Source organism: Bradyrhizobium sp. SK17 (assembly GCF_002831585.1).
Taxonomy (GTDB): Bacteria; Pseudomonadota; Alphaproteobacteria; order Rhizobiales; family Xanthobacteraceae; genus Bradyrhizobium.
The window spans coordinates 3172675-3197820 of record NZ_CP025113.1 but is presented as its reverse complement, the minus strand read 5'-3'; the positions used below and the strand labels follow the sequence as shown (position 1 = coordinate 3197820).

General features: G+C 65.6%; 22 protein-coding genes and 1 pseudogene. 14 read left to right on the top strand and 9 right to left on the bottom strand.

What is annotated here, in order from left to right:
* The 7 genes from CWS35_RS14935 to CWS35_RS14905 are packed head-to-tail and all read left to right on the top strand — an operon-like array spanning position 1 to position 7457.
* Positions 1 to 855 (top strand): ABC transporter ATP-binding protein, encoded by an 855-nt coding sequence (locus tag CWS35_RS14935; protein ID WP_100952335.1) that lies wholly within the window; start codon positions 1 to 3, stop codon positions 853 to 855.
* On the top strand, positions 852 to 1643 hold the full coding sequence (locus CWS35_RS14930; RefSeq protein WP_100956359.1) for an ABC transporter ATP-binding protein: 792 nt from the start codon (positions 852 to 854) through the stop codon (positions 1641 to 1643). Before CWS35_RS14935 ends, CWS35_RS14930 begins: the two co-directional genes overlap by 4 nt.
* Positions 1643 to 3577, top strand: a complete 1935-nt coding sequence (locus CWS35_RS14925) for a long-chain fatty acid--CoA ligase (RefSeq protein ID WP_100952334.1) — start codon at positions 1643 to 1645, stop codon at positions 3575 to 3577. Before CWS35_RS14930 ends, CWS35_RS14925 begins: the two co-directional genes overlap by 1 nt.
* Positions 3578 to 4450 (top strand): branched-chain amino acid ABC transporter permease, encoded by an 873-nt coding sequence (locus tag CWS35_RS14920; protein ID WP_100952333.1) that lies wholly within the window; start codon positions 3578 to 3580, stop codon positions 4448 to 4450. It begins immediately after the preceding gene.
* Complete coding sequence (locus CWS35_RS14915) at positions 4450 to 5496, top strand: branched-chain amino acid ABC transporter permease (RefSeq protein ID WP_100952332.1); 1047 nt, start codon at positions 4450 to 4452, stop codon at positions 5494 to 5496. Before CWS35_RS14920 ends, CWS35_RS14915 begins: the two co-directional genes overlap by 1 nt.
* A 33-nt stretch (positions 5497 to 5529) precedes the next feature.
* Positions 5530 to 6690: an ABC transporter substrate-binding protein gene (locus CWS35_RS14910; RefSeq protein ID WP_100952331.1), complete on the top strand. Its 1161-nt coding sequence runs from the start codon at positions 5530 to 5532 to the stop codon at positions 6688 to 6690.
* Between the two features lie 5 nt (positions 6691 to 6695).
* Positions 6696 to 7457, top strand: coding sequence for an NAD(P)H-dependent oxidoreductase (locus CWS35_RS14905; protein WP_100952330.1), 762 nt, complete (start codon positions 6696 to 6698; stop codon positions 7455 to 7457).
* Between the two features lie 183 nt (positions 7458 to 7640).
* On the opposite strand, the pseudogene CWS35_RS14900 reads toward CWS35_RS14905, so the two are convergent.
* The 9 genes and pseudogenes from CWS35_RS14900 to CWS35_RS14860 form a co-directional block, all read right to left on the bottom strand.
* Positions 7641 to 8746: pseudogene (locus CWS35_RS14900) on the bottom strand (acyl-CoA dehydrogenase family protein).
* Between the two features lie 83 nt (positions 8747 to 8829).
* The gene (locus tag CWS35_RS14895) at positions 8830 to 9765 is read right to left on the bottom strand and encodes an alpha/beta hydrolase (protein ID WP_100952329.1); all 936 of its coding nucleotides are present in this window, start codon (positions 9763 to 9765) and stop codon (positions 8830 to 8832) included.
* A gap of 1 nt (position 9766) precedes the next feature.
* Complete coding sequence (locus tag CWS35_RS14890; RefSeq protein WP_024580551.1) at positions 9767 to 10516, bottom strand: SDR family NAD(P)-dependent oxidoreductase; 750 nt, start codon at positions 10514 to 10516, stop codon at positions 9767 to 9769.
* Position 10517: 1 nt separating this feature from the next.
* Complete coding sequence (locus CWS35_RS14885) at positions 10518 to 11312, bottom strand: enoyl-CoA hydratase/isomerase family protein (protein WP_024580550.1); 795 nt, start codon at positions 11310 to 11312, stop codon at positions 10518 to 10520.
* Positions 11313 to 11325: 13 nt separating this feature from the next.
* Positions 11326 to 11823 carry an aromatic-ring-hydroxylating dioxygenase subunit beta gene (locus CWS35_RS14880; protein WP_024580549.1) on the bottom strand — a complete coding sequence of 166 codons (498 nt, stop codon included), beginning with the start codon at positions 11821 to 11823 and terminating at the stop codon, positions 11326 to 11328.
* Positions 11823 to 13082 (bottom strand): Rieske 2Fe-2S domain-containing protein, encoded by a 1260-nt coding sequence (locus CWS35_RS14875; protein WP_024580548.1) that lies wholly within the window; start codon positions 13080 to 13082, stop codon positions 11823 to 11825. The genes CWS35_RS14880 and CWS35_RS14875 overlap by 1 nt, the downstream gene beginning before the upstream one ends.
* 120 nt (positions 13083 to 13202) lie before the next feature.
* Positions 13203 to 13706 (bottom strand): hypothetical protein, encoded by a 504-nt coding sequence (locus CWS35_RS14870; protein WP_100952328.1) that lies wholly within the window; start codon positions 13704 to 13706, stop codon positions 13203 to 13205.
* Positions 13703 to 14770 (bottom strand): phosphotransferase family protein, encoded by a 1068-nt coding sequence (locus CWS35_RS14865; RefSeq protein ID WP_029878990.1) that lies wholly within the window; start codon positions 14768 to 14770, stop codon positions 13703 to 13705. The genes CWS35_RS14870 and CWS35_RS14865 overlap by 4 nt, the downstream gene beginning before the upstream one ends.
* Positions 14770 to 16323: a long-chain fatty acid--CoA ligase gene (locus tag CWS35_RS14860; RefSeq protein ID WP_100952327.1), complete on the bottom strand. Its 1554-nt coding sequence runs from the start codon at positions 16321 to 16323 to the stop codon at positions 14770 to 14772. The genes CWS35_RS14865 and CWS35_RS14860 overlap by 1 nt, the downstream gene beginning before the upstream one ends.
* A 200-nt stretch (positions 16324 to 16523) precedes the next feature.
* Between CWS35_RS14860 and CWS35_RS14855 the strand changes: the two genes are divergently transcribed.
* The 7 genes from CWS35_RS14855 (at position 16524) to CWS35_RS14825 (ending at position 25143) form a co-directional block, all read left to right on the top strand.
* Positions 16524 to 17759: an ABC transporter substrate-binding protein gene (locus CWS35_RS14855; RefSeq protein ID WP_024580544.1), complete on the top strand. Its 1236-nt coding sequence runs from the start codon at positions 16524 to 16526 to the stop codon at positions 17757 to 17759.
* 48 nt (positions 17760 to 17807) lie between these two features.
* Entirely contained in the window at positions 17808 to 18923 is a 1116-nt protein-coding gene (locus CWS35_RS14850) for a hypothetical protein (RefSeq protein ID WP_100952326.1), read from the top strand.
* Between the two features lie 5 nt (positions 18924 to 18928).
* Positions 18929 to 19855 (top strand): acyl-CoA thioesterase II, encoded by a 927-nt coding sequence (locus tag CWS35_RS14845; protein ID WP_100952325.1) that lies wholly within the window; start codon positions 18929 to 18931, stop codon positions 19853 to 19855.
* Between the two features lie 212 nt (positions 19856 to 20067).
* Positions 20068 to 20301: a hypothetical protein gene (locus CWS35_RS38995; RefSeq protein WP_024580541.1), complete on the top strand. Its 234-nt coding sequence runs from the start codon at positions 20068 to 20070 to the stop codon at positions 20299 to 20301.
* A gap of 259 nt (positions 20302 to 20560) precedes the next feature.
* Positions 20561 to 22894 carry a TonB-dependent siderophore receptor gene (locus CWS35_RS14835; RefSeq protein ID WP_100952324.1) on the top strand — a complete coding sequence of 778 codons (2334 nt, stop codon included), beginning with the start codon at positions 20561 to 20563 and terminating at the stop codon, positions 22892 to 22894.
* 143 nt (positions 22895 to 23037) lie between these two features.
* A complete protein-coding gene (locus CWS35_RS14830; RefSeq protein ID WP_100952323.1) occupies positions 23038 to 23727 on the top strand; it encodes an O-methyltransferase in 690 nt (229 codons plus the stop codon).
* Between the two features lie 174 nt (positions 23728 to 23901).
* Entirely contained in the window at positions 23902 to 25143 is a 1242-nt protein-coding gene (locus CWS35_RS14825) for a PepSY domain-containing protein (protein WP_100952322.1), read from the top strand.
* Positions 25144 to 25146: the final 3 nt, after the last annotated feature.

The following is a 25146-nucleotide window of genomic DNA, read 5'->3' as shown; positions in this document are numbered from 1 at the left end:
ATGCCGACCACCGTCCCGCATCCGACGCCGCAGCCAGCGCCACAGGCCACGCCGGCGCCGGATGCGCTGCTCGAATTCCGCAACATCCGGATCGTCTACGACAACGCGATCGAGGCGATCCGCGATGTCTCGATCGCGGTACCCGACGGCAGCATCGTCGCCCTGCTCGGCTCCAACGGCGCCGGCAAGTCGACGCTGCTGAAGGCGATGTCCGGCATCCTCTACACCGAGGAAGGCGTGATCGAGAACGGCAGCATCCGTTTCCGCAACGACGAGGTGCATCGCCTGGCCCCGGACGAGCTGGTTCGCCGCGGCATCGTGCAGGTGCCGGAAGGCCGCCGCGTGTTCGCGGCGCTGACCATCGACGAGAATTTGCAGATGGGCGGCTACACCAGGACCGGCGCCGAGGCGCGCCAGCGCCGCGACAAGGTGTTCGCACTGTTTCCGCGGCTCCATGAGCGCCGCGACCAGATCGCCGGCTACATGTCGGGCGGCGAGCAGCAGATGCTCGCGATCGGCCGCGCGCTGATGACCGATCCCGTGCTGCTGGCGCTCGACGAGCCGTCGCTCGGCCTCGCGCCGCTGATCATCGACCGCATCTACGAGGTGATCGTCCGCCTACGCGACGAGTTGAAGATGACCGTGCTGCTGGTCGAGCAGAACGCGCAGCGCGCGCTCGACATCGCCGACTACGGCTACATCCTGGAGACCGGCCGCGTCGTGCTCGACGGCACCGCGAGCAAGCTGACGGCCAACGAGGACGTCCAGGAATTCTACCTCGGGGTCTCGTCCGCCGGACGCAAGAGCCTGCGCGACGTCAAGCATTACAAGCGCCGCAAGCGGTGGCTGTCGTGACCGCGCTGCTCGCGATCGAGAACCTGTCGAAACGCTTCGGCGGTCTGCAGGCCGTCGCCGATGTCAGCCTGCAGGTGAGCTCCGGCGAGATCTGTAGCGTGATCGGCCCGAACGGCGCCGGCAAGACCACGCTGTTCAACATGATCTCGGGCGTGCTGCGGCCAAGCGGCGGCCGCATCAGCTTCGACGGCATCGACCTTGCGACCATTTCGCCCTGGAAGTTCGCCGCCGTCGGCATCGGCCGCACCTTCCAGAATCTCGCGCTGTTCAAGCACGGCACCGTGGTCGAGAACATCCTGACCGGCCGCCACACCCATCTGCGCTCGACCGTGCTCGACGCCGTGGTGTTCTTCGGCCGCACCCGCAAGGAAGAGATCGCGGCCCGGCAGCGCGTCGAGCACATCATCGAATTCCTCGAGATCGAGCACATCAGGGATGCCGTGGTCGGCACGCTGTCCTATGGCCAGCAGAAGCGCGTCGAACTCGCCCGCGCTCTCGCCTGCGAACCGAAGCTGCTGCTGCTCGACGAGATGGTCTCCGGCATGAACCAGGAGGAAACCGAGGATATCGCGCGCTTCGTGCTCGACATCCGCGACGAGCTGGGCATCACCGTCGTGATGATCGAGCACGAGATGCGCATCGTGATGGACATCTCCGATCGCATCCATGTGCTCAATTTCGGCCGCAAGATCGCCGAAGGCACGCCCGACCAGATCAGGCGCGATCCCGCGGTCGCGGAGGCCTATCTCGGCGGCCAGCGCGCCGAAGCGATGAAGGTGGGCGCGTGATGTCGACGCTGGACAGTTATCGCACCGTTCATCCGCCCTTGCAGGCCAGCGCCGCGCGCAGCGCGCCGGCGGCGGCCACCGATGCGTTGCAGGCGGCGCTCGAGGATGCCGCCATCACCATCCCGCAATTGCTGCGGCAGCGCGCCGCCATGCACGGCGAGGCGCTGGCATTGCGCGAGAAGGACTACGGCATCTGGAACCCGTATTCCTGGCGGCACTATTACGAAACGGCGCGCGCCGTCGCCCTCGGCCTGCTGTCGCTCGGCATCAAGCCCGGCGACCGCATCGCGATCGCCGGCGAGAACACGCCGGAATGGTTCTACGCCGATCTCGGCACCCAGATGATCGGCGCGGTTGCGGTCGGCATCTATCCGACCAATCCCTGGGTCGAGCTGCAATACATCGTCAAGCATTCGGGCGCTCGCATCGTCGTCACCGGCGACCAGGAGCAGACCGACAAGGTGCTCGACGCGATGGCCAACAATGGCGGCCTGCCTGATCTCGAGGCCATTGTCTGCATCGACATGAAGGGGCTGCGGCACTATCGCCAATCGGAGCTGATGTCGTTCGCAGCACTCTGCGAGCGCGGCACGACCTATGCGCAGGAGAACCCGGAGGCCAACGCCACCCTCGACCGCCTGATCGGCCAGGGCGCGCCCGACGATGTCTGCATCCTGGTCTACACGTCGGGCACGACCGGGCCGCCCAAGGGCGCGATGCTGACCCACCGCAACCTCGTCTACGCCGCCCATGCCTATGCCAAGACCGTCGGAATCGCCGACAAGCCGTTCGAGGCGGTGAGTTATCTGCCGCTGTGCCACGTCGCCGAGCGTTGCTACGGCACGGTGACGCATCTCGTGCTCGGCGGCACCGTCTCCTTTGCCGAATCGATCGACACCGTCGCGATCAACATCCGCGAGATCGCGCCGACCTTCTTCGTCGGCGTGCCGCGCATCTATGAAAAGCTTCAGCAGGGCTTCCTGTTCCGGCTCGGCGAGAGCGGCAGGCTGCGGCAGGGCTTTACCAGGGCGTGCCTTGCCTGGGGCCGCGCGCTGTCCGACCGACGGCAGGCCGGCACGGCCAACGTGCTCGACCGCGCCGCGTTCGGCCTGCTCTATCTGCTGATGTTCCGCAATTTGCAGCGCCATCTCGGCTTCGCCACCAGCCGGCATCGGCTCTGCGCCGGCGCCTCGATCTCGCCGGAGACGCTGCGCTTCTTCGACATCATCGGACGCCCGGTGTCGCAGGGCTATGGACTGACCGAGAGCGGCGGCGTCGCCTTCATCCAGACCGAGAGCCATCACCGGATCGGCGGCTGCGGCATCCCCTTGCCGCAGACCGAATGGAAGCGCGATACCGACGGCGAGATCCTGCTGCGCAACCCCGGTATCTTCAAGGGCTACTTCCTCGACGAGAAAGCCTCGACCGCTTCGCTCGAACAAGGCGGCTGGCTGCGCACCGGCGACATCATCGACATCCTGGACAATGGCGAGATCGCCGTGGTCGACCGCAAGAAGGCGATCATCATCACGGCCGGCGGCAAGAACATCGCCCCGTCGGAGATCGAGAACGCATTGAAGGATTCCGAGTTCATCAAGGAAGCGATCGTGGTCGGCGAGGCCAAGAAGTATCTCGGCGCCATCATTCAGGTCGATTACGACAATGTCGGCCGCTGGGCGCGCGACCGCGCGCTGGCCTACACCAACTACAAGTCGCTGTCGCAGCTGCCGGAAGTGCACGAGCTGGTCGAGCGGATCGTGGGCGAGACCAACAAGCGGTTCGCCCGGGTCGAGAACGTCCGCCGCTTCGCCATCCTGGAAAAGGAGCTCGACCACGACGACGGCGAGCTGACCGCGACGCAGAAGGTACGCCGCGCCATGATCGAGAAAAAGTTCGCCCGCGAGCTCGCCATCATCTACCAGGCGGAGGGCTGAATGCAGTATCTCATCCAGCTCCTGATCTCGGGACTTGCGATCGGCGCGATCTACGGCCTGATCGCAATGGGCTTTGCGGTGATCTACAAATCGACCGGCCTGGTCAATTTCGCCCAAGGCGAGATGACCATGATCACCGCCTATATCGCCTGGACCATCTCGACCACGGTCAGCGGCAACGTGTTCGTTGTCGCGACAGGCGCCATCCTGGCGGCCGTCGTGCTCGGCCTCGTCATCGAGCGGCTGGTGATGCGGCCGATGCTGGGCGAGCCGGTGTTCGCAACCGTGATGGTGACGATCGGGCTCGCGGTGATCCTGCGCTCGGCGATCAATTTCATCTGGGATGCCTACCCGCACGGCCTCGAACTCGGCATGGGCCGCGGCATCGTCCATCTCGGCGGCATCGGCGTACGAACCGGCCAGATTGCCGTGATCGCGACGCTGCTTGTGCTGCTCGCGGCGATCTGGGCGTTCTTCCGCTACAGCAAGATTGGTGTCGCGATGCGCGCGGTCGCAGCCGACGACCGCACCGCGCTCCTGATGGGCATCAGCGCGACGAAGGTCCATGCGCTGGCCTGGGCCGCGTCCTCCGTGATCGCCGGCATCGGCGGCGTGTTCTTCGCGCTGTCCTACGATCTGTCGCCGGCCATGTTCCAGCTCGGGCTGAAGGCGTTCCCGGCGACGATCCTGGGCGGCCTCGACGCCGTGCTGGGCTCCGGCCTCGGCGGCCTCCTGATCGGCATCACCGAAAACCTGGCCGGTGGCTATCTCGGCTCCGGCATGAAGGAGGTCGCGGGCTTTGCCATGATCATCGTGGTGCTGATGATCCGCCCGTTCGGCATCTTCGGCGAACGCGACATCGAGAGGGTGTGATGCGGACCGGCGACTACAAGCAGACTTATGGCGAACTGGTTGCGCTGATCGATTCCCCGCCGGTGTGGCTGTGGTCCGCGGTGCTGCTGCTGGCGCTGATCGTGGCACCTTACCTGCTGAACTCCTACGCGCTGTCGTTCCTGATGATCATCCTGATCACGGTGACCGGCGCGCTCGGGCTCAACATCCTGACCGGCTACACCGGCCTGATCTCGCTCGGCCATGTCGGCTTCCTCGTCACCGGCGCCTATGCCTATGCGGTGCTGGTGTCGAAATATCAGATGCCGCCGCTGGTCGGCTTCCTCGGCGCCGGCGTGGTGCCGGCGCTGGCGAGCCTGATCGTGGGTGCGCCGTCGCTGCGGCTGAAGGGGCTGTATCTCGCCATCACCACGCTCGCCTTCTCCTTCATCATCAACACCGTGATCCTGGAGATGCGCTGGCTCACCAATGGCGCCCGCGGCATCCAGGTGCAGCGGCCCGAGATCCTCGGCATCAACTTCGATGGCGACGCCGCCTTCACTTATCTCTGCCTTACCATCGCGGCGCTGACGCTGCTCGCCACCCTCAACATCCGCCGCAGCCGGGTCGGCCGCGCCTTCGTTGCGATCAGGGACAACGACACCGCGGCCCGCGTCATGGGCATCAACCTGCATGCCTACAAGCTGTTCGCCTTCGTCACCTCGGCCTTCATCACCGGCATCGCCGGCGCGCTGTATGGCATCTATCTGTCGTTCGTCAGTGTCGAGGGCTTTCCGTTCCTGCTCTCGATCGAGGCACTGGCGATCCTGATCGTCGGCGGGCTCGGCTCGGCGCTCGGCGCGGTGCTCGGCACCGTCCTGATCGTGCTGCTGCCGGAGGCGACCAGGCTCGTCTTCAGCCTGTTCAGCGCGCAGATGGACGCAACGTTCACGACTGGCGCGCAGGAGCTGAAGAGCATGCTCTACGGCCTCGTCATCATCCTGTTCCTGCGCTTCCAGCCGAGGGGGCTGGTCGGCGCCTGGCACGACATCAAGCGGGCCTGGGTGCACTGGCCGCTGCGTTACTAACAAGAAAAGACACGACACCATGAGGAGGAGACCATGATCAAACATCTGGCGGCAGCCTCGCTGCTGCTCACCACCGCCTGTCTCGTCGCCGGCCCGGCGCGTGCCGCCGATCCCGGCATCACCGACACCGAGATCCTGATCGGCGACGTCGAGCCGCTGACCGGCCCGCCCGCCTTGCTCGGCGTCGCGGCCTCGCTCGGCCACAGAATCGCGATCGCGGAGGCCAACGCCGCCGGCGGCATCAACGGCCGCAAGATCAAATATGTGCTGGAGGACGACGGCTACGTCACCGCGCGCACCATCCAGGGCGTCAAGAAGGTGATCGACGTCGACAAGGTGTTCGCGATGATCGGCATCTCCGGCTCGGGCCAATCGATCGCCGTGATGCCGGTGCTGGAGAAGTCGGGCATCCCGACCGTGATCGACGTCGCGCCGGTCAAGCACCTGTGGGAGCCGCCGCGCAAGAACGTGTTCGTGGTCGGACAATCCTACGAGGAGGGCATCGTTCACCTCGTCAACTTCCTCGCCGACAAGAACCCGGGCAAGAAATGGGGCCTGATCACCCAGGACGACGACTACGGCATCGCCGTGCGCGACGGCTTCGATAGCGTGGTCAAGGCCAAGAAGCTCAACGTCGTCTACAGCGGCAACTACAAGAAGGGCCAGCAGGACTTCTCGTCCGACATGCTGCAACTCAAGGAGTCCGGCGCCGAGGTGTTCCTGGCCGGCGGCATCATCGCCGAGAACATCGCGATGATGAAGGAGATCGAGAAGCTCGGCATCAAGCCGGCGACCGGCATCTTCTGGCCCGGCCGCGTCGAGCCGGTGCTGAAGCTGATGGGCCCGGCCGGCGACGGCATCTATGCGGTCGACTATGTCGAGCCGTTCGCGAGCCCGGCCGGCAAGGCGTTCCTGGAGAAGGCCAAGCCCCTGGTGTCGGAAGCCGAGTTCAAGGGCATCAACCGCTACACCATGACCGGCTATGCCGCGGCCAAGGTGTTGATCGCGGCAATCGAGCGCTGCGGGAAGCAGCCGACCTGGGCCTGCACCATCTCGGAGCTGGAGAAGACCAGGAATGTCGAGACCGGGGTGATGGCGCCGATCAGCTTCGGCCCCGGCGTCCGCTTCTCCAACCAGAGGCTGCAGATCATGCAGGCCGACACGGCCACGCTCAGCTTCAAGCCGGTGGACTGAGGGCGATGAAGGTCCTGATCGTCTTTGCCCATCAGGAGGCGCAGTCGTTCAACAGCGCATTGCTGGCGCGGTCGGTGGCGGAGCTCACCGCGCTCGGGCATACGGTCAGGATCTCCGATCTCTACGCCATGGGCTTCAATCCGGTGGCGACTGATGCAGACTTCGGCGAGCGGCGGTTTCCCGACCGGCTGCAATATGACCGCGAGCAGAAATACAATCTGCAACAGGGCACGCTCAGCGCCGATATCACGGCCGAGATCGAGAAGCTATTGTGGTGCGACGCCCTGATCCTGCAATTTCCACTGTGGTGGTTCTCCGTCCCCGCCATCATGAAGGGCTGGATCGATCGCGTGTTCGTCAATGGTGCGGTCTATGGCAGCGGCCGCCGCTACGACACCGGTGGCCTCGCCGGGCGCCGGGCGATGGTCGTGACCTCGACCGCCGCCTATCCCGGCATGTGCGCGCCCGACGGGCTGGTCGGCGCGCTCGACGTGGTGCTGTGGCCGATCCAGAACGGCATGCTGGCCTATGCCGGCTGCAAGGTGCTGCCGCCCTTCGTGTCGTACTCGGTGAATTTCGTCGACGAAGCCACGCGCCATCGCTACTTCGACGACTACGCCGAGCGGCTGCGGCAGCTCGAGACCACCGAACCGCTGTTCTTCCATCCGTTGGCGGATTTCGGCGAGGACTGGCGGTTGAAGCCGGGGATCGCTGCGCGGGCGGTCGGCCAGGGCAAATCGGCAACCTCCTCGAACGGCGCAAAGTAAGGTTGCCGCGACTGACGTGCGCTTCCTCGCCCCGTTCTTACGGGGAGAGGGTTGGGGTAAGGGGCTGGTTCGGTATACACGGCGATAGAGGCACTCGCGGAGACTCCCCCTCACCCGGATCTCATCTGCGATGCGATCCGACCTCTCCCCGCAAGCGGGGCGAGGTAACAAAGCGCACCGCTCTCACATCCGCTTCGCGACTTCCTCCAGCATCACCTCGGTGGCACCGCCGCCGATCGTCAGCACGCGGGCATCGCGCACCATGCGCTCGATCGGCGTGCCGCGCATGAAACCCGAGCCACCATGTAGCTGCAAGCAGCCATGCACCACCTCGTGCAGCACCTCGGGCGACAGCGCCTTCACCATCGACACCTCGCGCAGACATTCCTTCCCGGCCGCCGCGAGCTCGGCGGCCTGATAGGCCAGCGCCCGTGCGGCAGCCGCCTTCGCGGCGAGCTGGGCGAGCTTCATCCGGACGCCCTGCTGGTTCCAGAGCGGCCCCCGAATGCCTGCCGCGTCTTCACATAGTTCGTCGTGAGTTCGATCGCCTTGGCCGACTCGCCGGCGCAGATGCCGCCGATGCAGATCCGCTCGTTTTGAAAGGTCTCCATGATGCCATAGAAGCCCTTGTTCTCCTCGCCGAGCAGATTCTCCGCCGGCACGCGCACGTCCTGGAAGCCGAGCTCGGCGGTGTCCGAGCAGAGCCAGCCATGCTTGTCGAGCTTGGTCGCCGTGATGCCCGGCGAGTTGCGTTCCACGATGAACAGCGAAATGCCGCGGCTGCCCTTGGCATGCGGGTCGGTGCGCGCGGCGACGATCAGGATGTCGCCATAGACCGCGTTGGTGATGAACATCTTGGCGCCGTTGATCACCCAATGATCGCCGTCGCGCCGCGCACGTGTCTTCAGGCCGGCCACATCCGAGCCGGCGTCAGGCTCGGTCACCGCGATCGAGCAGACCGTCTCGCCGCGGATGATCGCGGGCAAGTATTTCTGCTTCTGCTCCGGCGTGCCGCGCAACGAGATGTGAACCGCCGACATGTCGGTGTGCACGAGGATCGACGAGGTGAAGCCGCCGAAGCTCGAGCGTCCGAGCTCCTCCGCGAACACCATCGAGGCCAACGGCCCCATGTCGGTGCCGCCATATTCGGCCGCATGGCGCATGCCGAGGAAGCCGAGCGCGCCCATGCGGCGATAGATCTCGCGCGGGATCTTGCCGTCACGCTCCCACGCCTCGGCATGCGGCACCACTTCCTTCTCGACGAAGCGGCGGACCTGGTCGCGCAGCATGCGCAACTCCTCGGGCAGGTTGGGCGGCTCCGAGAAATGGAATTCGGTCTCAGTCAGCTGGCGCGGGTCCGACGTCATGACGTTCATTGTGGCGCCCTCTCATGGCCGATGTGAAGATGGTTGCGCAGGAATTTCGCCAGCGATGCGATCGCCTCTTGCGCCTGCGGAATCTCCGGGAATAGCTGGAACACGTGGATCATGCCGTCCCAGACCTGTAGCTCAACCTCGACGCCGACGGCCTCGGCGCGCGCAGCGAGGCCCACTGCATCGTCTCGGACGGTTTCGCGGTCGCCTGCCTGCACCAGCAGCGGCGGCAGACCGGCAAGATCGGCATAGAGCGGCGAGGCGAGCGGATCGCGGGGATCGCCATCCTTGCCGAGATAATTCTTCGCCAGCGCCAGGATCATCGCGCGCTGGTGGATCGGATCGGCCTCGGCCCTGCTCTCATAGCTCGCGCCCGTCGCGGCCAGATCGGTCCAGGGCGACATCAGCGCGCCGGCGGCGGGGAGCGGCCAGCCACGCTCGCGTGCCGCCAGCATCGCAGCGAGCACGAGATTGCCACCGGCGGAGTCCCCGACGAAGGCGATATCCGCCGCACGCAATCCTCGGTCACGCAGATATCGGTAGGCGATCAGCGCATCATCGAGCGCGGCCGGGAAGCGATGCTCCGGCGCAAGCCGATAGTCGATCGCGAGCACGCGGCAGCCGGATGCATCGGCGATGCGCGCGATCAGGTCGCGATGCGAGGCGACCGAGCCGATGCGGAAGCCGCCGCCGTGAAAATAAAGGATCGCCTTGTCGCGCGGCGCGTTGGCCGGCACGATCCATTCGCCACCGACGCCGCCGGCCGAGACCGGCTGGCACGTCACGGGCACCGAGCAGCCGGCAAAGGCGGCATCCCAGTCGCTGCGCATCTGCGCCACGGTGGTTTCGCGGGTCCAGTTCCGATAGATCGCACGCATGCGCTCGATCGCACGTTCGACAGGATCGATTGCGATATCGTCGCCCACGCTCGCCATCTCAACCGCCGATGCCCATGCCGCCGGACACGCCGAGCGTCTCGCCGGTGATATAGGCCGCCTGGTCGGAGGCCAGGAACAGCGCGGCGGCCGCGACCTCCTCCGGCTCGCCGAGGCGGCCGAGCAGCGTCGCGCCGGTCATCGCTTGCAGAATCTTGTCACCGCCCTTGGCGACCGCCTGCTCCAGCATCGGCGTGCGGATCGGGCCCGGCGCGATCGCGTTCGCGGTGATGCGAAACCGCGCATTCTCCCGCGCGATGCTCCGGGTGAAGGAGATCACGCCGCCCTTGGCCGCGGAATAGACCGCGCCGCCCTTGGAGCCGAGCCGCGCCGCTTCGGAGGTGACGTTGATGATGCGGCCGAAGCGCGCCGCCTGCATCGCCGGCAGCGCGGCATGGGTGCAGGCCAGCACCGAGGTGAGATTGACCGCGATCAGCCGCGCCCAATCGTCGGCCCTGGTGTCGGTGAAGAAGGCATGCTGATCGATGCCGGCATTGTTGACGACGATGTCGAACGGGCCGTCCTGCGTCATCACGGCCTGCACCGCCGTGGCATCGCTGACGTCGAGCCCCGCGACGCCGGCCCCAGTTTCCCGCGCCAGTTCGGAAGCCGCGGCCACATCGAGATCGGCGATCACGACCCTGGCGCCCGCCCCGGCAAAGCTGCGGACAATCGCAGCGCCAATGCCGCGCGCGCCGCCGGAGACGAAGGCACGGCGGCCGTCGAGGCGCCCGAATGGCAAGGTCGCCATTTCAGCGCCCCGTGAACAGGGGCTTGCGCCGTTCGATCACCGCCGCCAGTCCTTCGCGGGCGTCGGCCATGCCCGAGAGCTCCGCGACCGTACGCGCCTCTTCCGACAGGCATTGCTCGATGCTGGTGCCGGTGCCTGCCCAGACCAGCCGCTTGGTCGCCGCCAGCGCCTTCGGCGCACCGGCGGCAAGCTCGCGTGCCAGCGCCATCGATGCGTCGGCGAGTTCGGCATCGGGCACGACCTTGGTGACGATACCCATTTGCAGCGCTTCGGCTGCCGGGATCACCGGATTGGTCAGCAGGATCGACATCGCCCGCCGCAACCCGACCAGCCGCGACAGCGTGACGGAGACGCCGGCATCCGGCGCCATCGCCACCCGCGTCGCGCCGGCGAGGAATTTTGCCGATTCCGCGGCGATCACGATGTCGGAGGCGCAAACCAGGCCGAAGCCGCCGCCACCGGCCGCAAAGCCCTGCACCGATGCTATCACCGGCGCCTCGAGCCGCAGCAATCCGGTCACCGCATTTTGCAGATACGCGGTCGCCTGGCGGATATAGTCCGGCAGCTTCTCGCCCTTGGAAGCAAAGGCGCGGACATCGCCGCCCGCGCAGAAATTGGTGCCCTCGCCGCTCAGCAGCACGACGCGCAGATCCGGATGGCCGTGGCACACCATGATGGCGTCGCACAGCGCGCTCAGGAGCTCGGCGCTCATGCCGTTGGCGGCATCGGGCCGGTTGAGCCGCAGCCGCGCGATGCCGTCGGTGATGTCGAGCAGGACGGGGCCCTTGTCGATCATGGCGAGACCTTCCCTAGACCAGGAACGAGAGCGTGTAGATCGCCTTGTCGTTGTTGACGAGAATGACCTTCTTGTGGGCCATCCGCAATTCGCCATCGACGTGACGCAGCCGGTATTCGTTGCGCGCCGCCCACAGCGTGTCGTCGCGCAGACTCGACTCGAAGATCAGGCTGTTGCTGGCGACCGCGATGTCGCCATCATCAGGCTGCTCGTCCATCAATTCGATGTTGGAGATCAGCCGGCGCAGATTCGATTGCGGCGTCTGGGTGAAGTGCTTGCCGGTCATCAATTGACGGACCCGCAGCGCGATCCGCGAGCGGTTGTCGTAGATGATCGACATCTGCCGCTCCGGGTCGATGTCGGCGCCGTTGGCCGGCACCCAATAGACGCCGTCGTCGGTCCAGAGCTTTTCCCAGGCCTCGTATTGATGTTCGTCCTGCAACCGCGCCTCGCGATAGAGGAAGGCGGTAATGGCGCTCATCAAGGTGGCGCTGCTTTCGCGCGACAGCATCAGGCCGGCTCCATCAGCTTGCGGTAATGGCTCCAGATGCCGCGCGACGGCACCTCGTCGGTGACGTGGCCGACGGTGAAACCAAGTTCATCCTGCCGCTGACGCTTCTCGCCTCGGCCAAGAAATATCCACTCCGGATTGCGCGCCAGCACGCCGCGATGGCAGCGCTCATACATCTCGGAATCGTCCGCGAGCAGGAAGCCGGCCGGACCGACCGAGCCCATGGTCTGCTGGCGCAACCGTCGGTTCAGATCGGGCGCGCCCTTGAATTGCAGCGCGGTGACGTGCTGCACGCTGTCATCGACGCCGAGCGGCTGGATCACGAACATCTGGATCTCGGCGATGAACAGGTTCGGGAAGATCATGACATGCGGGGTGCCGTCGATCATGATCTCGCGCGCCGCGGTATCGCCATAGGCCGCCTTCATCCGCGCCGTATAGTCCGGCAGCCGCTCCTCGCTGGTGCCGAACCAGCTCATCGGCGCATCGCGCTTGCGGAACTCGGGCCGCAAATCGATCTCGGTATGGCCGTTGCCGTAATCGCGGGTCAGCGCGGTCGAGGCGCCGCCATAGAGCTTGCCGATCATGCTGTCGGCGACGCCGAAGATCGAGGTGTGCACGAAGGCCGGGTGATAGCCGTCGCACTCGTTCTCCAGGATGAACTTCCAGTTCGCCTTGACGCGATGCTTGAGGAAGCCCGCCGTGATCTCGACCTCGCCCTCGGGCGAGGCGCGCACCAGGCGATCGATGGTCTCGGCGGCTCCGCCGAGATGCTCCTTCAGGGTCGGACCATCGGCCGCGAACGAGCCGAACACGAAGCCGCGGTAGGACTCGACGCGCGTCACCCGGCCGAGCGCGAGCTGCGCCTTGTCCTGCCCCTCGTAGCCGTCGGGGAAGGCATAGCCGACCAGCCGGCCGTCATTGGCGAAGGTCCAAGAGTGGAATGGACAGGTGAACGAGCGCGCATTGCCGCGCTCGAACGAGCAGACCTGGTTGCCGCGATGCGAGCAGCGATTGAGCAGCAGATTGACCTTGCCCTGCTCGTCGCGGGTCATGATGACGGATTGCGGGCCGATCGACTTGACCACGTAGTCGTTGGCGTTCGGCACCTCGCTCTCATGGCCGACATAGACCCAGGTCCGGTACCAGATGTGCTTGAGCTCGGCCTCGAAGATTTCGGGGTCGGTGTAGAGCGATCCGTGCACCCGGTCGGGCCGGATCAGCCGCTCCCATGGCGAGACGCCGGTCATCATGTTCATCGCTCGGTCTCCCTCGCCCGCCGCTTGCCTGCGGATGCCTTGCCGGCCGCCAATAATAATCCGAACGACCGTTCGGTCAATGAATAACACGCTCGCGGCGGACCGGCAAGCGTCTTTGCCTCAGCCCTGCGCCGCGCCGCCGTCACCGCCCGCGATCTGCTGCAACATCGACTTCGGCGTCGTCGCGAGTTCGATCTTGAGCTGGTCGCAGATCGCGCGCCGCAGCAGGCGCTCGGTCTCGTTCGCGGCAGCGCGGTCAGCCGCACGCGCGCCCTCGCCGCTGGCCCATAACAGAAGCTGTCCGAGCTGCCGGTCGCCCTCGTCCCGCAGCGCCTCGATCGCGGCGACATCGGAGATGTTGCCGCGAACACGGGGCGTCGCGGGAATCTCCGGATGCGCCATGCCGTCGGCCAATCGCCTGATCGCAGCAAAGGTGTCGTCTTGCAGGCCGACCTGCTCGAGCAATGGCCCGGCCTTCCAGTCGGCGGCGAGCTTCAGCCCGTTCAGCGCGTAGATTGCCGAAAACACCTGGCCGCGGACGAAATCGTCCCGGCTGTTCGGCACGACGTGGCTTTGCAAGGCATCGATGATGCCGTCGATCAGCCGCTCGAAAGATGCACTCATGCCACAGCCTCCAATGCGCGCTCGAAGGCCCGCACGATCGAGGGCATCTGGCTTGCCATCACCGCGAGGCGCATGTCGTTGAAGCGGTCGACCTCGAAGGCGCGCACCGCGCACATCTGGATCGCGGCGGCCTGATACAGCGCATAGGCTTCGTAGAAGGCGAGACTGCGGTCGGAAACTGCAATGCCCGAGGCGCGCTGATAGAGATCGATCACCTCGGCGCGCTCGAGCACTCCGTAGAGCTTGCGGCTTCTGGCGTTGAAAGTCGGCATCATCGCCCAGGCCAGATCCTCATGGGGATCACCGAGATGGGTCAATTCCCAATCGAGGATCGCCGTGATCCGCCCCTCGTGCTCGATGAAGTTGCCGATCCGGTAGTCGCCATGCACGATGGTGCGGCGTGGCGGCTGCGGGCAATTGTCGTGCAACCAGCGGCCGCCCCAATCGAGCAGCGGATAGTATCGCGCCGTCGGGCGCGCGAGCGAGGCGCGCCAGCCACTGATCGCGCGCAGCTCGGCACGCTCTTCGCCCTGCTGCAACGTCGCAAACGGCGTCGTGCCCGCATCGATCCGGTGCAATGATGCGAGGATCTCGACGAACTGCCGGGCGATCGCGCGCTTGTGCTCCGGATCAAGCTCGCTTGCCGCCCAGGGCGCCGGAACCTCGCCTTCGACATGCGCGCAGATGAAGAAGGGAAAGCCGATCTCCGCGCCATCCTGTTCTGATGACACCAGCGCCGGAACGGGAACGCCGGTGCCGGCCAGCGATTGCAACGCATAAACCTGTGGCAGCACCGTATATGGCGCAAATAGCCCGCTCGGCGGACCGACGCGGAGGATCAGCTTGCGGTCTCCCTCGGCCGAGCGCGCCACGAAAGCGTAGGTGATCCAGGAGAAGCCCGACGATTTGCGGCCGAAGCTCGTGATCTCCGTCCGGCTCCCGGATGTCCGCGACAAATGTCGTGCGAGCGCACTGCGCACCGCATCGTCATTGACGGCGGCCGGGCGCATGAGGTCCGGCGCAGCATCCGCCACATCGTCGGATCGTTTCGCAGCTTCCGGCATCAATTGACCGACCTCGTATAGCCCTGCCACTTCTCCTCGCGCAGCGCCGACTTCATGATCTTGCCGGAGCCGGTCAGCGGCAACGGCTCGAGCCGGATGTCGACCGAGCGCGGGCATTTGTAGCCCGCGATCAAGGTGCGGCAATGCGCGATCACCATCTCGGAATCGAGCCGGGTGCCATCCTTCGGCACCACGATCGCGTGCACCGCCTCGCCCCATTGCGGATGTGGCACCGCGATGACGGCGCATTCCTTGACATGCTCGTGCTGGAAGATCGCGTTCTCCACCTCGCCGGAATAGACGTTCTCGCCGCCGGAGACGATCATGTCCTTCAGGCGGTCGACGATATAGACAAAGCCGTCCTCGTCCATCCAGGCGCCGTCGCCGGTGTGCAGCCAGCCATTGCGCAGCACGCGGGCGCTTTCCTCCGGCTTGCGCCAGTAGCCGAGCATCACGCCGGCGCCGCGGATCGCGATCTCGCCGACCGTGCCTCGCGGCACCTCATTGCCGGCGGGATCGACGATGCGGATTTCGACACCGGGCGCCGCGCGCCCCGCCGACTTCCGCTTGGCCGCGAGCGGCCCTTCCAGCGCGTGATATTCCCAGGGCAGGATCGTCGCCAGTGCCGCGCTCTCGGTCATGCCGTAGCCCTGGTGAAAACGCCAGCTCGGCAGCACCCGCATCAGCTTGACCAGCAGCGCGTCCGGCATCGGCGAGGCGCCATACTCGCAATCCCTGACGCTGCTCAGATCATACGTGCCGAACGACGGATGGTTGAGCATCATGTTGAGCATGGTCGGCACGAACAGGCAGTAATCCACTCTGTGCTCGGCGATCGTCTTCATCGCAAGCTCAGGCTCGAATTTCGGGATCGTGACATGCGTGCCACCGACCAGCGTGAGCGCGATCATCGGCGAGGTGCCGGCCAGATGGAACATGCCGGCCGAATGCAGATAACGGGTGTCCTCGCGGAAACGGAGCGCATAGATCCAGACCAGCGATTCGTAGATGATGTTGGCGTGCGACAGCATCACGCCCTTGGGAAAGCCCGTGGTGCCGCCGGTGTAGAAGATGCCGGCGAGATCATTGTAGGCACCGGAGGCATCCTCGATCGGCGCCTGTGCAACGAGCTCATCATAGCTCCGCATGCCGTCGGGAACCTCGCCCTCGTCGAGATAGATCGTCGCGGTGAGTGACTTCGCGCCCTTCAGCGCCGATGCGATCTCGGCAAAGGCCTTGTCGACCAGCAGCAGCTTTGGTGTGGAATCATCGATCGCGTAGGCGTTCTCGGCAACCGCCCAGCGCGTATTGAGCGGCACCGCAACGGCACCGGCCCAGGCGATGGCATAAAGCGCCTCGATATAGAGATCGCTGTTGTGCGCCAGGATCGCGACGCGGTCGCCGGCCGCGATGCCGAGCCGCCGCAGCCCGCCCGCGGCACAGGCGACGCGGCGGCCGATCTCCTTCCAGCTCCGCGATCGTCCGGCATGGATGGTGCCGGGTGCGTCCTTGCGCAACTGCACTGCCGAGATGAGCGCCTGCGTCAGCTTCATGTTTCCTCCTCACCGCCAGGCGGCCGCGCACGCGCGGATGTTTCCGTCACGCGCGAAGCCGATCATTTCCGCCCGGAGATTCCAGTTGATAATCCGGACAGACGGTCTATTATTGCATGACCGACGCGACGGGTAAAGCCTCAAGGCACCGCCGCAGTGATTAACGAGCCCCGCGAAGAGGGCCGTCATGGGAGGGGATGATGCGGAAGCCAATCGTCACGTTCGCCGTGTGGGCGTTCGCGCTCGCCGGCGCACTCGCGCCAGCGAATGCAGAGAAGGCCTATGGTCCGGGGGTCAGCGACACCGAGATCCTGCTCGGCGCCAATGCGCCCTACAGCGGACCGGCGTCGATCTATGCGAGCTTTCCGAAGACCATGCTCGCCTATTTCACCATGCTCAACGAGAAAGGCGGCATCAACGGCCGCCACATCAACCTGCTGACCCGCGACGATGCCTACAGCCCGCCCAAGACCGTCGAGGTGACGCGGGCGCTGGTCGAGAACGACAAGGTGCTCGCGATCATGGCGCCGTTCGGCACGCCGACCAACGCCGCGATCCAGAAATTTCTCAACAGCAACGGCGTCCCGCAGCTGCTGGTGCAGAGCGGCGGCACGCGCTGGAACGATCCGAAGCAGTTCCCGTGGACGACGCCCTACTCGCCGACCTACGTCAACGAATCCCGGATCATCGCGCGCTACGTCCTGCGCGAGAAGCCGGATGCGAAGATTGGCGTGCTCTTGCAGGCCGACGATATCGGCAAGGATTTCGTGCTTGGCCTGAAGGAAGGGCTCGGCGCGAAAGCGGAGGCGATGATCGTTAAGGAGGCGATGTATCAATCGACCGAGCCGACGATCGATTCCCAGATCGTGAACCTGAAGGCCTCGGGCGCCGATACCATCCTGATCGCCGCGCAGAACAAATTTGCCTCGATGGCGATCCGCAAGATCCACGAACTCGGGTGGAAGCCGCTGATCTTCCTCGGCTCGACCGCGAATTCGATCACCGGCGTGCTGGTGCCTGCGGGGCTCGACGCCTCCACCGGTATCCTGACCACGACCTCCTACAAGACGCCGAACGATCCCGCCTGGGCCAATGACAAGGGCATGACCGATTATCTCGCCTTTGTCGCCAAATACATGCCGGGCATGGACCCGAACGACGTGATCGCGGTGACCGGCTACACCACGGCACAGCTCGGCGCGATCATCTTGCAGCGCTGCGGCGACAAACTCACCCGGGAGAACGTGCTGAAGCAGGCCACCAATCTCAGCGGCATCGAGCTCCCCATGCTGCTGCCGGGCATCACCATCCAGACCACGCCGCAGGACTACGCGGCGATCACCGAACGCCGCTTCGCCCGTTTCGACGGCAAGACCTGGGTGCTGTTCGGCGACATCGTGGGCGCTGGACCGGCCAAGCAGGCGGCCAAGGACTGACCGCACCGCACATCGAACGACCGAGGCTCAAACACAAGGACAAGAACAATGCTGACAGCCCAGGATGATCTCATCGGCCACCAGACGCCGCAGCCGTTTGCCAAGGCGGGCGGCGGCGACGTCAGGTTCACCGAGCGCTACTGGTACACCGCGCACCCGATCGACGGCAGCGAGCTCTTGATCGATATCGGGCTCGGCTACTATCCGAACCGCAACGTGATGGACGGCTTCGCTGGCATCACGATCGGCCGCCGCCAGCACAATTTCCGTGCCTCGCGCCGGCTCGGGACCCGCCCGCTGGAGACCGAGGTCGGCGGGCTCAGGATCGAGATCGTCGAGGGCAACAGCCTGCACCGGCTGTCGCTCGCCGAGAACCCGTCCGGCATCAGCTTCGCGCTCGAATTCAGGGCGAGCTTTCCGGCGGCGCAGGAGAAGCAGAACTTCCGCGAGCGCAACGGCGTCGTCGAGGAAGACCTCGCCCGCGTCTCGCAGTTCGGCCGCTGGCGCGGCTGGATCGTCGCCGACGGCAAGCGCTACGAGATCGAGCCCGAATTGTGGTGGGGACAGCGCGACCGCTCCTGGGGCCTGCGTTCCGAGATGCGCACCGACGAGGCGAGGCCGCCGGTTGCGACCCATCGCAATTTCTTCTGGACCTGGTCGATGTTCCAGTTTCCGCAGTCGGCGCTATCGATCTTCATCAAGGAGCGAACGCCCGGCAAGCCACATTACCTCTCCGGCACCGAATTCCGCCGCGAGGCCGACGGATCGGTGTCGCATCGCGAAGTCACCTCGGTCGAGCACAGGATCGAGTGGGCCGACGATCCGCTCGGCCAGACCATTGCGACGGCCGACTTCACCTTCGCCTTCGATCGCGGCGCGCCGCGTCATGTCAGGATGCTGGGATTGCCGACCCGGTTCTATCTCAAGGCCGGGATGTATGGCGGGTTGCAGGGCTGGACCCACGGCGACGACCGCGGCGAGCACGATGCCGCGCACGACGTCTGGAACCTCGACGATGCCGCGACACGCGCCATCGCACGCACGCTGTCGGATCACGTCGTCCGGCTGGAGAGCGGCGGCGAGACCGGATTCGGCATCAGCGAATACGGCGTCGCCGCCGGCTATCCGCTCTATCCGGGACCGCAGAAATTCCCGGCGATGTGATCGGAATGGACGGACAAGGCATCCGCATCGCGGACGGTGGCGCAGCCGCCTGCGATCCATGGGACAACCAGGCGGCGGAGGCGCTGGTCTCGCTCGAAACCATCGCCCCGTTTCGCTATCGCAGCCGTTACGGCGACGGCAATCTCAACGGACGGTCCTATGGCGGCCAGATCCTCGGCCAGGCGATGATGGCCGCGACGCTGAGCGCCCCCGAAGATCGCCCGGCGGCGATGTTGCAGCTCCTGTTCCTGCGCGGCGCCGATCCGGCCCGCCGCATCAGCTTCGACGCGCAAGTCCTCCAGGACGGCAAGCGATTCTCCTCGCGCCATGTCGTTGGCCACCAGGGCGACGGGCGAACGGTACTCAGCGCGCAGGCCACGTTCTGCGCGCCGCAGCCGGGTCCACGCCACGCTGCGCCGTTCGCAGCCTCGGAGGACCCCGACAGCCTGCCCGATCTCTCCATGATCCCCGATGCACTGATGGCGCAGTTGCGGCCGCTCGGCCCCTACTCGCAGCACATCAAGCCGAGCATGGATTTTCGTATCCCCGAGATCGATCGTCAGCTCTCGGCCGCGTCAGCGGGACCGCGGCTGCGGTTCTGGATCAGATGCCGGCGGCCGCTTGCCGCGGGTTCCCGCGCCCAGGCGGCGGTGTTCGCCTATCTCTCGGATTGGTGGCTCAACTTCTCAAGCGTCGGCAGCCACCTCCGCGACCTGCAATCACGCGCACCACTCTATCTGTCGAGCCTCAACCACTGCATCTGGTTTCACCAAGCGTTTTCACCTGACGCATGGATGCATGTGGAAACCGAGAGTCCCTGCGCCGATGGCGGCCGCGGGCTGTCGATCGCCCGGGTCCATGATCGCGAGGGAACGATGCTCGCGACCTCGATCCAGGAAACCCTGATGGTGCATCCGGATGGCGACGCATAGGCCACGCCGCGAAAGTTGAACCCACGCTGTGATCGCGGATGGGTTGCAGTCGATGCGCCGCGCTGGTTCCAATGTCTGTTGAATCCCGGCAACACCGTCGGATAAAAACGCGCAATCGAGCAGATTGCGCGTCTTGAATCACGAAGGTGCCGCATCGCTGTCAAATCCTGCGCGCGGATGGCGCAACAAAAACACGATTGGGGAAAACCTACATGCAGCAGGTACCGTTGGGCGCACAGGGCGCGGAATCGTCTGGGTATGTCCTTTACTTCCAGCTCGCCAGCAACGGCGCGAGACGCGCGTGCAGCCTGACGATCCAGGCGGAGAGTGCCAACGAGGCGGCGCGCATCTTTCGCGAGAACTGGAGCGCGATCGAATCGATGGCGCGCGACGGTGTGAGCACCGGCATGGTCGGCTCGGCACCTGTCAGCCTGGCGATGTCGTGAGCGCTTTGCGCGACACGGTCTGCATCCATCGATGCGTGCGGCCTCGGGGCAGAGGCGCGCGACCAATTGACGCACCGATGCGACAATCAGGCGACGATGTACAAGGCTCGCACACACGCGCGAGCTTTACTTCGCCTCAGAACGATCAAGTCCAACCCGGTTAGAGAGATTCAAGCCTGCTCCGGTTCTTTTCGCGCGCGCCGACTGCTAGAGGCCCGGCGTGAACGAGTTCGCGTGAATCGGAAGTCCAAGAGTGCCTGTGAATGCTGATGGCCGTGTTATCGGCGACCGTCGAAATGCCGCCGACAAGGGCCGCACCCATCTGCTGATCGGCGCGGCCTTCCTGTTCGCCGACCTCTCCGCCGCGGCGACGCCGGCAAGCGCCCAATCGAGCGTGCCATTGCCGCCGGTCGTGGTCGACCAGCCGACGCAGAAGCGCAAGCCGGCAGCCAGTTCGGCACGGCCGGCGCAGCGGACACAGGCTGCCACCGCGGCACGGCAGCGCGCCCGGAATACGCAGCCGACACCGCCAACGCCGTCGGAGCGCGCAGCCGCGGCCGCCGCGGCACTGAACGAAGCCAAACTCGGCTACCGCGCGATGCCGAGCTCCACCACATTGCGCAGCGGCGCCTCGCCGCTCGACACCTCGCAGGCGGTCAACGTGGTGCCGGAGCAGGTGTTGAAGGATCAGCTGCCGCGCAACCTCGACGACGCGCTGGCCAATGTCAGCGGCGTCACCCAGACCAACACGCTGGCCGGCACCCAGGACGCCGTGATCCGCCGCGGCTTCGGCGACAACCGCGACGGCTCGATCATGCGCAACGGCATGCCGCTGGTGCAGGGCCGCAGCCTCAATGCGGCCGTCGAGAGCGTCGAGGTGCTGAAGGGTCCGGCGTCGCTGCTCTACGGCATCATGGACCCCGGCGGCATCGTCAACACCATCAGCAAGCGCCCCGAGCTCTATCAGCACGGTTCGGTGACCCTGCTCGGCTCGACCTACGCCAACAACAAGAACGGCGCCGACGGCACCATCGACATCACAGGCCCGATCGGCGATCGCGGCCTCGCCTATCGCTTCATCGGCTACGGCGTGAGCGAGGACTATTGGCGCAATTTCGGGCGCCACCGGGAGATGCTGATCGCGCCGTCACTGGCGTGGTACGGCGAGAACACCACCGTCCAGCTCAACTACGAGCACCGCGAATTCATCTCGCCGTTCGACCGCGGCACCGCGCTCGATCCCGCGACCAAGGCGCCGCTGGCGATTCCGGCGACGCGCCGGCTCGACGAACCGTTCAACAACATGTGGGGCACTTCCGACCTGATGCAGGCCTCGGTCGAGCATCGCCTGAACCAGGACTGGAAGCTGTTCGCAGCCTACAGCTACAACACAGAGACCTTCAGCGCCAACCAGCTCCGCATCACCGGCATCAAGTCAGGCGTCGAGACCCGCAGCAATGACGGCACGCAGGGCTCGCTCAGCAATGTCAGCTACGGCACCTCCTATTTGCAGGGCAATGTCTGGCTCGGCGGCTTCCGCAACGAGGTGGTGTTCGGCGGCGACGGCCAGTACCGCACGATCTATCGCGACAATCTGATCCGGCAATCGACGGCGAGCTTCAACGTCTACAATCCGGTGTATGGGCTGATCACGCCGGGGACCACGGTGTCCGCGGTCGACAGCGCCCAGACCGACAAGCTCGGCCAGTGGTCGCTGTTCTTCCAGGACACGCTGCATTTGACCGAGCGCTTCGCGCTGGTCGGCGGCGTGCGCTACATGGATTACGACCAGCTCGCCGGCAAGGGTCGGCCCTTCATCACCAACACCAACGTGTCGGCCGACAAGGTGCTGCCGCTCGGCGGCGCCATCTTCAAGCTCACCGACCAGGTCTCGCTCTATGCGAGTTACACGCAATCGCTGAAGCCGAACTCGACGATCGCGCCCCTGAGCAATGGCGGCGGTGTCGTACTCGGCTCGAACATAGCGCCCGAGGAAGGCACGCAATACGAAGCCGGCGTCAAGTTCGATCTCAACAAGCGCCTCTCCGGCACCGTCGCGGTTTACGACATCGAGAAACGGAACGTGCTGGTGAGCCAGCTCGATCCGGCGACCGCGCTGAACGTCTACACGGCGGCGGGCAAGGTACGCTCGCGCGGCGCCGAATTCGACGTCACCGGCAGGTTGACCGACAATTGGAGCGTGATCGGCAGCTATGGCTATACCGACGCCCGCGTGATCGAAGACCCGACCTATGCCGGCAAGCAGTTGCAGAACGTCGCCCTGAACACGGCCTCGCTCTATCTGGTCTATGATTTCGGCACCACCCTGCCCGGCCGGCTCCGGCTCGGCGGCGGCGCGCGCTATGTCGGCGACCGGCCAGGCGACGCGAACAACAGCTTCGTGCTGCCGTCCTACACCGTCGCGGACATCTTCGCGACCTACGAGACCAAGGTCGACACGCTGCCGGTGATCTACCAGTTCAACGTCAAGAACCTGTTCGACACCGTCTACTATCCCTCCGCCGTCAGCAACCTGGCCGTGGCGATGGGCGATGCGCGGCGCTTCTCGCTCTCGGCGACGGTGAAATTCTAGCGACGCGAATTCCGGTTTCGAGATGGCGCAGTATTTGCCGGCGCGCCAATCCGCGGCTGGCCGCCGCGGCAAAATCAGCGTTGACAAATTTCGAAGGATATTCGACTTTAGATGCAGCTGCTGATGATCCAGAAGGTGACGTCATGAGCAATGTGTTGTGCGATCCGCGCGCCGAAACGGTGTTGGCGCGGCTGCGAGACCTCGAGACCCAGCAATCCCCGGAGATGCGGCGATACTACGACGCCAAGCGGCGCGCCGGCAGCGGCCCAACCAATCCCGGCTCCGCTGACGACATGAGCTTCGTGCGCGACAAGCTGGTCGCGCTCGACCCGGAAAAGTGCGACCTTTGCTATCTGCTGTGCCGCTCGCTTCGCGCCACGCGCGTCGTCGAATTCGGCACCTCGTTCGGCGTCTCGACGATCTACCTCGCTGCGGCCGTACGCGACAATATGCGGGACTTCGGCGGCGAAGGCGTGGTGATCGGAACCGAGATCGAGCCCAGCAAGGCCGCGATCGCACAGCAGAACCTGTCCGATGCCGGCCTCTCCGACTTCGTCGAGATCCGCATCGGCGATGCCAGGCAAACCCTGAAGGACGCCGGCGGGCCGGTGGATTTCCTGCTGCTCGACAGCTGGATCCCGCTGGTGCGGCCGGTCATCGACGTGGTGGCCCCGCAGCTCCGGGCCGGCGCGGTCGTGCTGTGCGACAATGTCGAACTGTTCGAGCAGGATTATCGCGACTACACCTCCCTGGTGCGCGATCCGCGCAACGGCTTTCGTTCCGTGCTGCTGTCGCACCAGGGCGGCATCGAGCTGTCCGTCAAGCTGAGCTAGTACCCGCGCGTCACCCCGCCGACACATTGGAGCGTCCCGCGGCAGCTTGGATCGATTCCAAACCGGCGTGGGTGGCATCGCTGCGAGCTCTTCGGTAGGGTCCCGACGCGCTGTTGAATAGGCGGCGATTGCGACAAGCCCCGCTGGTTCCGGTGCGCCACATCTTCTGATCCCATGAACAAATCCTCGATCAGGGCCGCGTTGCTGCAGGTCCATTCCATCATTGGCCTTGCGCTGGCGCTGATCTGGGCGGTGGTCGGCATCACCGGCGCGACGATGAGCTTCGAGGAGGAAATCGAAGCCGGTCTGAACGGCGACATCATGCGCGTCGATGCCAGCGCAACGCGGCGGCTGACGCCGGACGAACTGGTCGCGCGGCTGCAAGGCGCGGGCGACTTCGGCAAGGTCTCGGCCGTGACCATGGCCAGCGACCCAGCGGCCGCGGCACGCATCCGCTTTGCCCGCAGCGAAGGCGGTACGCGGCCGTCCTCGGTCTATGTCGACCCCTATAATGGGCACGTGCTTGGCTCGCCGCGCGGCGAGGACTTCTTCGCCACCGTGCGCAAGCTGCATCGGTGGATGCTGCTGCCGGGCGACGGCAATGGCATCGGCCGCAAGATCACCGGCACCGCCGCGATCTGCCTGATCGTGATGCTGATATCCGGCATGGTGTTGCGCTGGCCGCACCGCGCCCGCAGCGTGAAGATGTGGCTGAAGCCAAATCTGGGGCTGCGCGGGCGTGGCCTGCATCGCTCCCTGCACGCCGTGATCGGCACCTGGGTGCTGCCGGTCTATCTGGTGATGACGCTGACCGGCCTCTGGTATTCGTTCGAATGGTACAAGGCCGGCGCCAACTGGCTGTTGGCGCGGCCCCAGACCACGGCGGCCGCGATGCAACCCAAGCCGCCGCGCGGCGCGGCGGCAACCGAGGGCAAAATTGACGCCAAGGCCGATACCAACAAGGCTGATACGAACAAGGTTGATACAAGCAAGGCCGAAGCAAAGCCGCTCGGCTTCGATCGTGTCTGGACCGCGTTCCTGCAGCAGGAGAACAACGATTACGGACGGGCGCTGCTGACCCTGCCGGCGGGTGCGGGCACCGCCGTGCGCGTGCGGTCATGGTCACGGGACTCGTCGCTTGAGAGCGTCCGTGACGAGTTCCGTATCGATGCCGTCACCGGTCGCGTCATCGCGTCGGATCGTTATGCAGACAAGACGTCCGGCGAGCGCGTCCTTGCCGCCGTGCTCGACATCCACCGCGGCGCCATCCTGGGATGGCCCGGCAAGCTCGCTTTCATGCTCGCCGCCGCCATGATGCCGCTGTTCGTGGTGACCGGCGTCCTGCTCTATCTATCCCGCCGCAGGCACCGGCGCCTCGCACGGCCGCCAGTCGGCCACCTCGTTCCGGGCGAATGAAGT

Excerpts from the sequence above, each read along its gene's own strand:
- CWS35_RS14935 (WP_100952335.1), top strand. The coding sequence starts at position 1 with ATGCCGACCACCGTCCCGCATCCGACGCCGCAGCCAGCGCCACAGGCC.
- CWS35_RS14925 (WP_100952334.1), top strand. The coding sequence starts at position 1,643 with ATGTCGACGCTGGACAGTTATCGCACCGTTCATCCGCCCTTGCAGGCC.
- CWS35_RS14920 (WP_100952333.1), top strand. The coding sequence starts at position 3,578 with ATGCAGTATCTCATCCAGCTCCTGATCTCGGGACTTGCGATCGGCGCG.
- CWS35_RS14915 (WP_100952332.1), top strand. The coding sequence starts at position 4,450 with ATGCGGACCGGCGACTACAAGCAGACTTATGGCGAACTGGTTGCGCTG.
- CWS35_RS14910 (WP_100952331.1), top strand. The coding sequence starts at position 5,530 with ATGATCAAACATCTGGCGGCAGCCTCGCTGCTGCTCACCACCGCCTGT.
- CWS35_RS14905 (WP_100952330.1), top strand. The coding sequence starts at position 6,696 with ATGAAGGTCCTGATCGTCTTTGCCCATCAGGAGGCGCAGTCGTTCAAC.
- CWS35_RS14895 (WP_100952329.1), bottom strand. The coding sequence starts at position 9,765 with ATGGCGAGCGTGGGCGACGATATCGCAATCGATCCTGTCGAACGTGCG.
- CWS35_RS14890 (WP_024580551.1), bottom strand. The coding sequence starts at position 10,516 with ATGGCGACCTTGCCATTCGGGCGCCTCGACGGCCGCCGTGCCTTCGTC.
- CWS35_RS14885 (WP_024580550.1), bottom strand. The coding sequence starts at position 11,312 with ATGATCGACAAGGGCCCCGTCCTGCTCGACATCACCGACGGCATCGCG.
- CWS35_RS14880 (WP_024580549.1), bottom strand. The coding sequence starts at position 11,823 with ATGCTGTCGCGCGAAAGCAGCGCCACCTTGATGAGCGCCATTACCGCC.
- CWS35_RS14875 (WP_024580548.1), bottom strand. The coding sequence starts at position 13,082 with ATGAACATGATGACCGGCGTCTCGCCATGGGAGCGGCTGATCCGGCCC.
- CWS35_RS14870 (WP_100952328.1), bottom strand. The coding sequence starts at position 13,706 with ATGAGTGCATCTTTCGAGCGGCTGATCGACGGCATCATCGATGCCTTG.
- CWS35_RS14865 (WP_029878990.1), bottom strand. The coding sequence starts at position 14,770 with ATGCCGGAAGCTGCGAAACGATCCGACGATGTGGCGGATGCTGCGCCG.
- CWS35_RS14860 (WP_100952327.1), bottom strand. The coding sequence starts at position 16,323 with ATGAAGCTGACGCAGGCGCTCATCTCGGCAGTGCAGTTGCGCAAGGAC.
- CWS35_RS14855 (WP_024580544.1), top strand. The coding sequence starts at position 16,524 with ATGCGGAAGCCAATCGTCACGTTCGCCGTGTGGGCGTTCGCGCTCGCC.
- CWS35_RS14850 (WP_100952326.1), top strand. The coding sequence starts at position 17,808 with ATGCTGACAGCCCAGGATGATCTCATCGGCCACCAGACGCCGCAGCCG.
- CWS35_RS14845 (WP_100952325.1), top strand. The coding sequence starts at position 18,929 with ATGGACGGACAAGGCATCCGCATCGCGGACGGTGGCGCAGCCGCCTGC.
- CWS35_RS38995 (WP_024580541.1), top strand. The coding sequence starts at position 20,068 with ATGCAGCAGGTACCGTTGGGCGCACAGGGCGCGGAATCGTCTGGGTAT.
- CWS35_RS14830 (WP_100952323.1), top strand. The coding sequence starts at position 23,038 with ATGAGCAATGTGTTGTGCGATCCGCGCGCCGAAACGGTGTTGGCGCGG.
- CWS35_RS14825 (WP_100952322.1), top strand. The coding sequence starts at position 23,902 with ATGAACAAATCCTCGATCAGGGCCGCGTTGCTGCAGGTCCATTCCATC.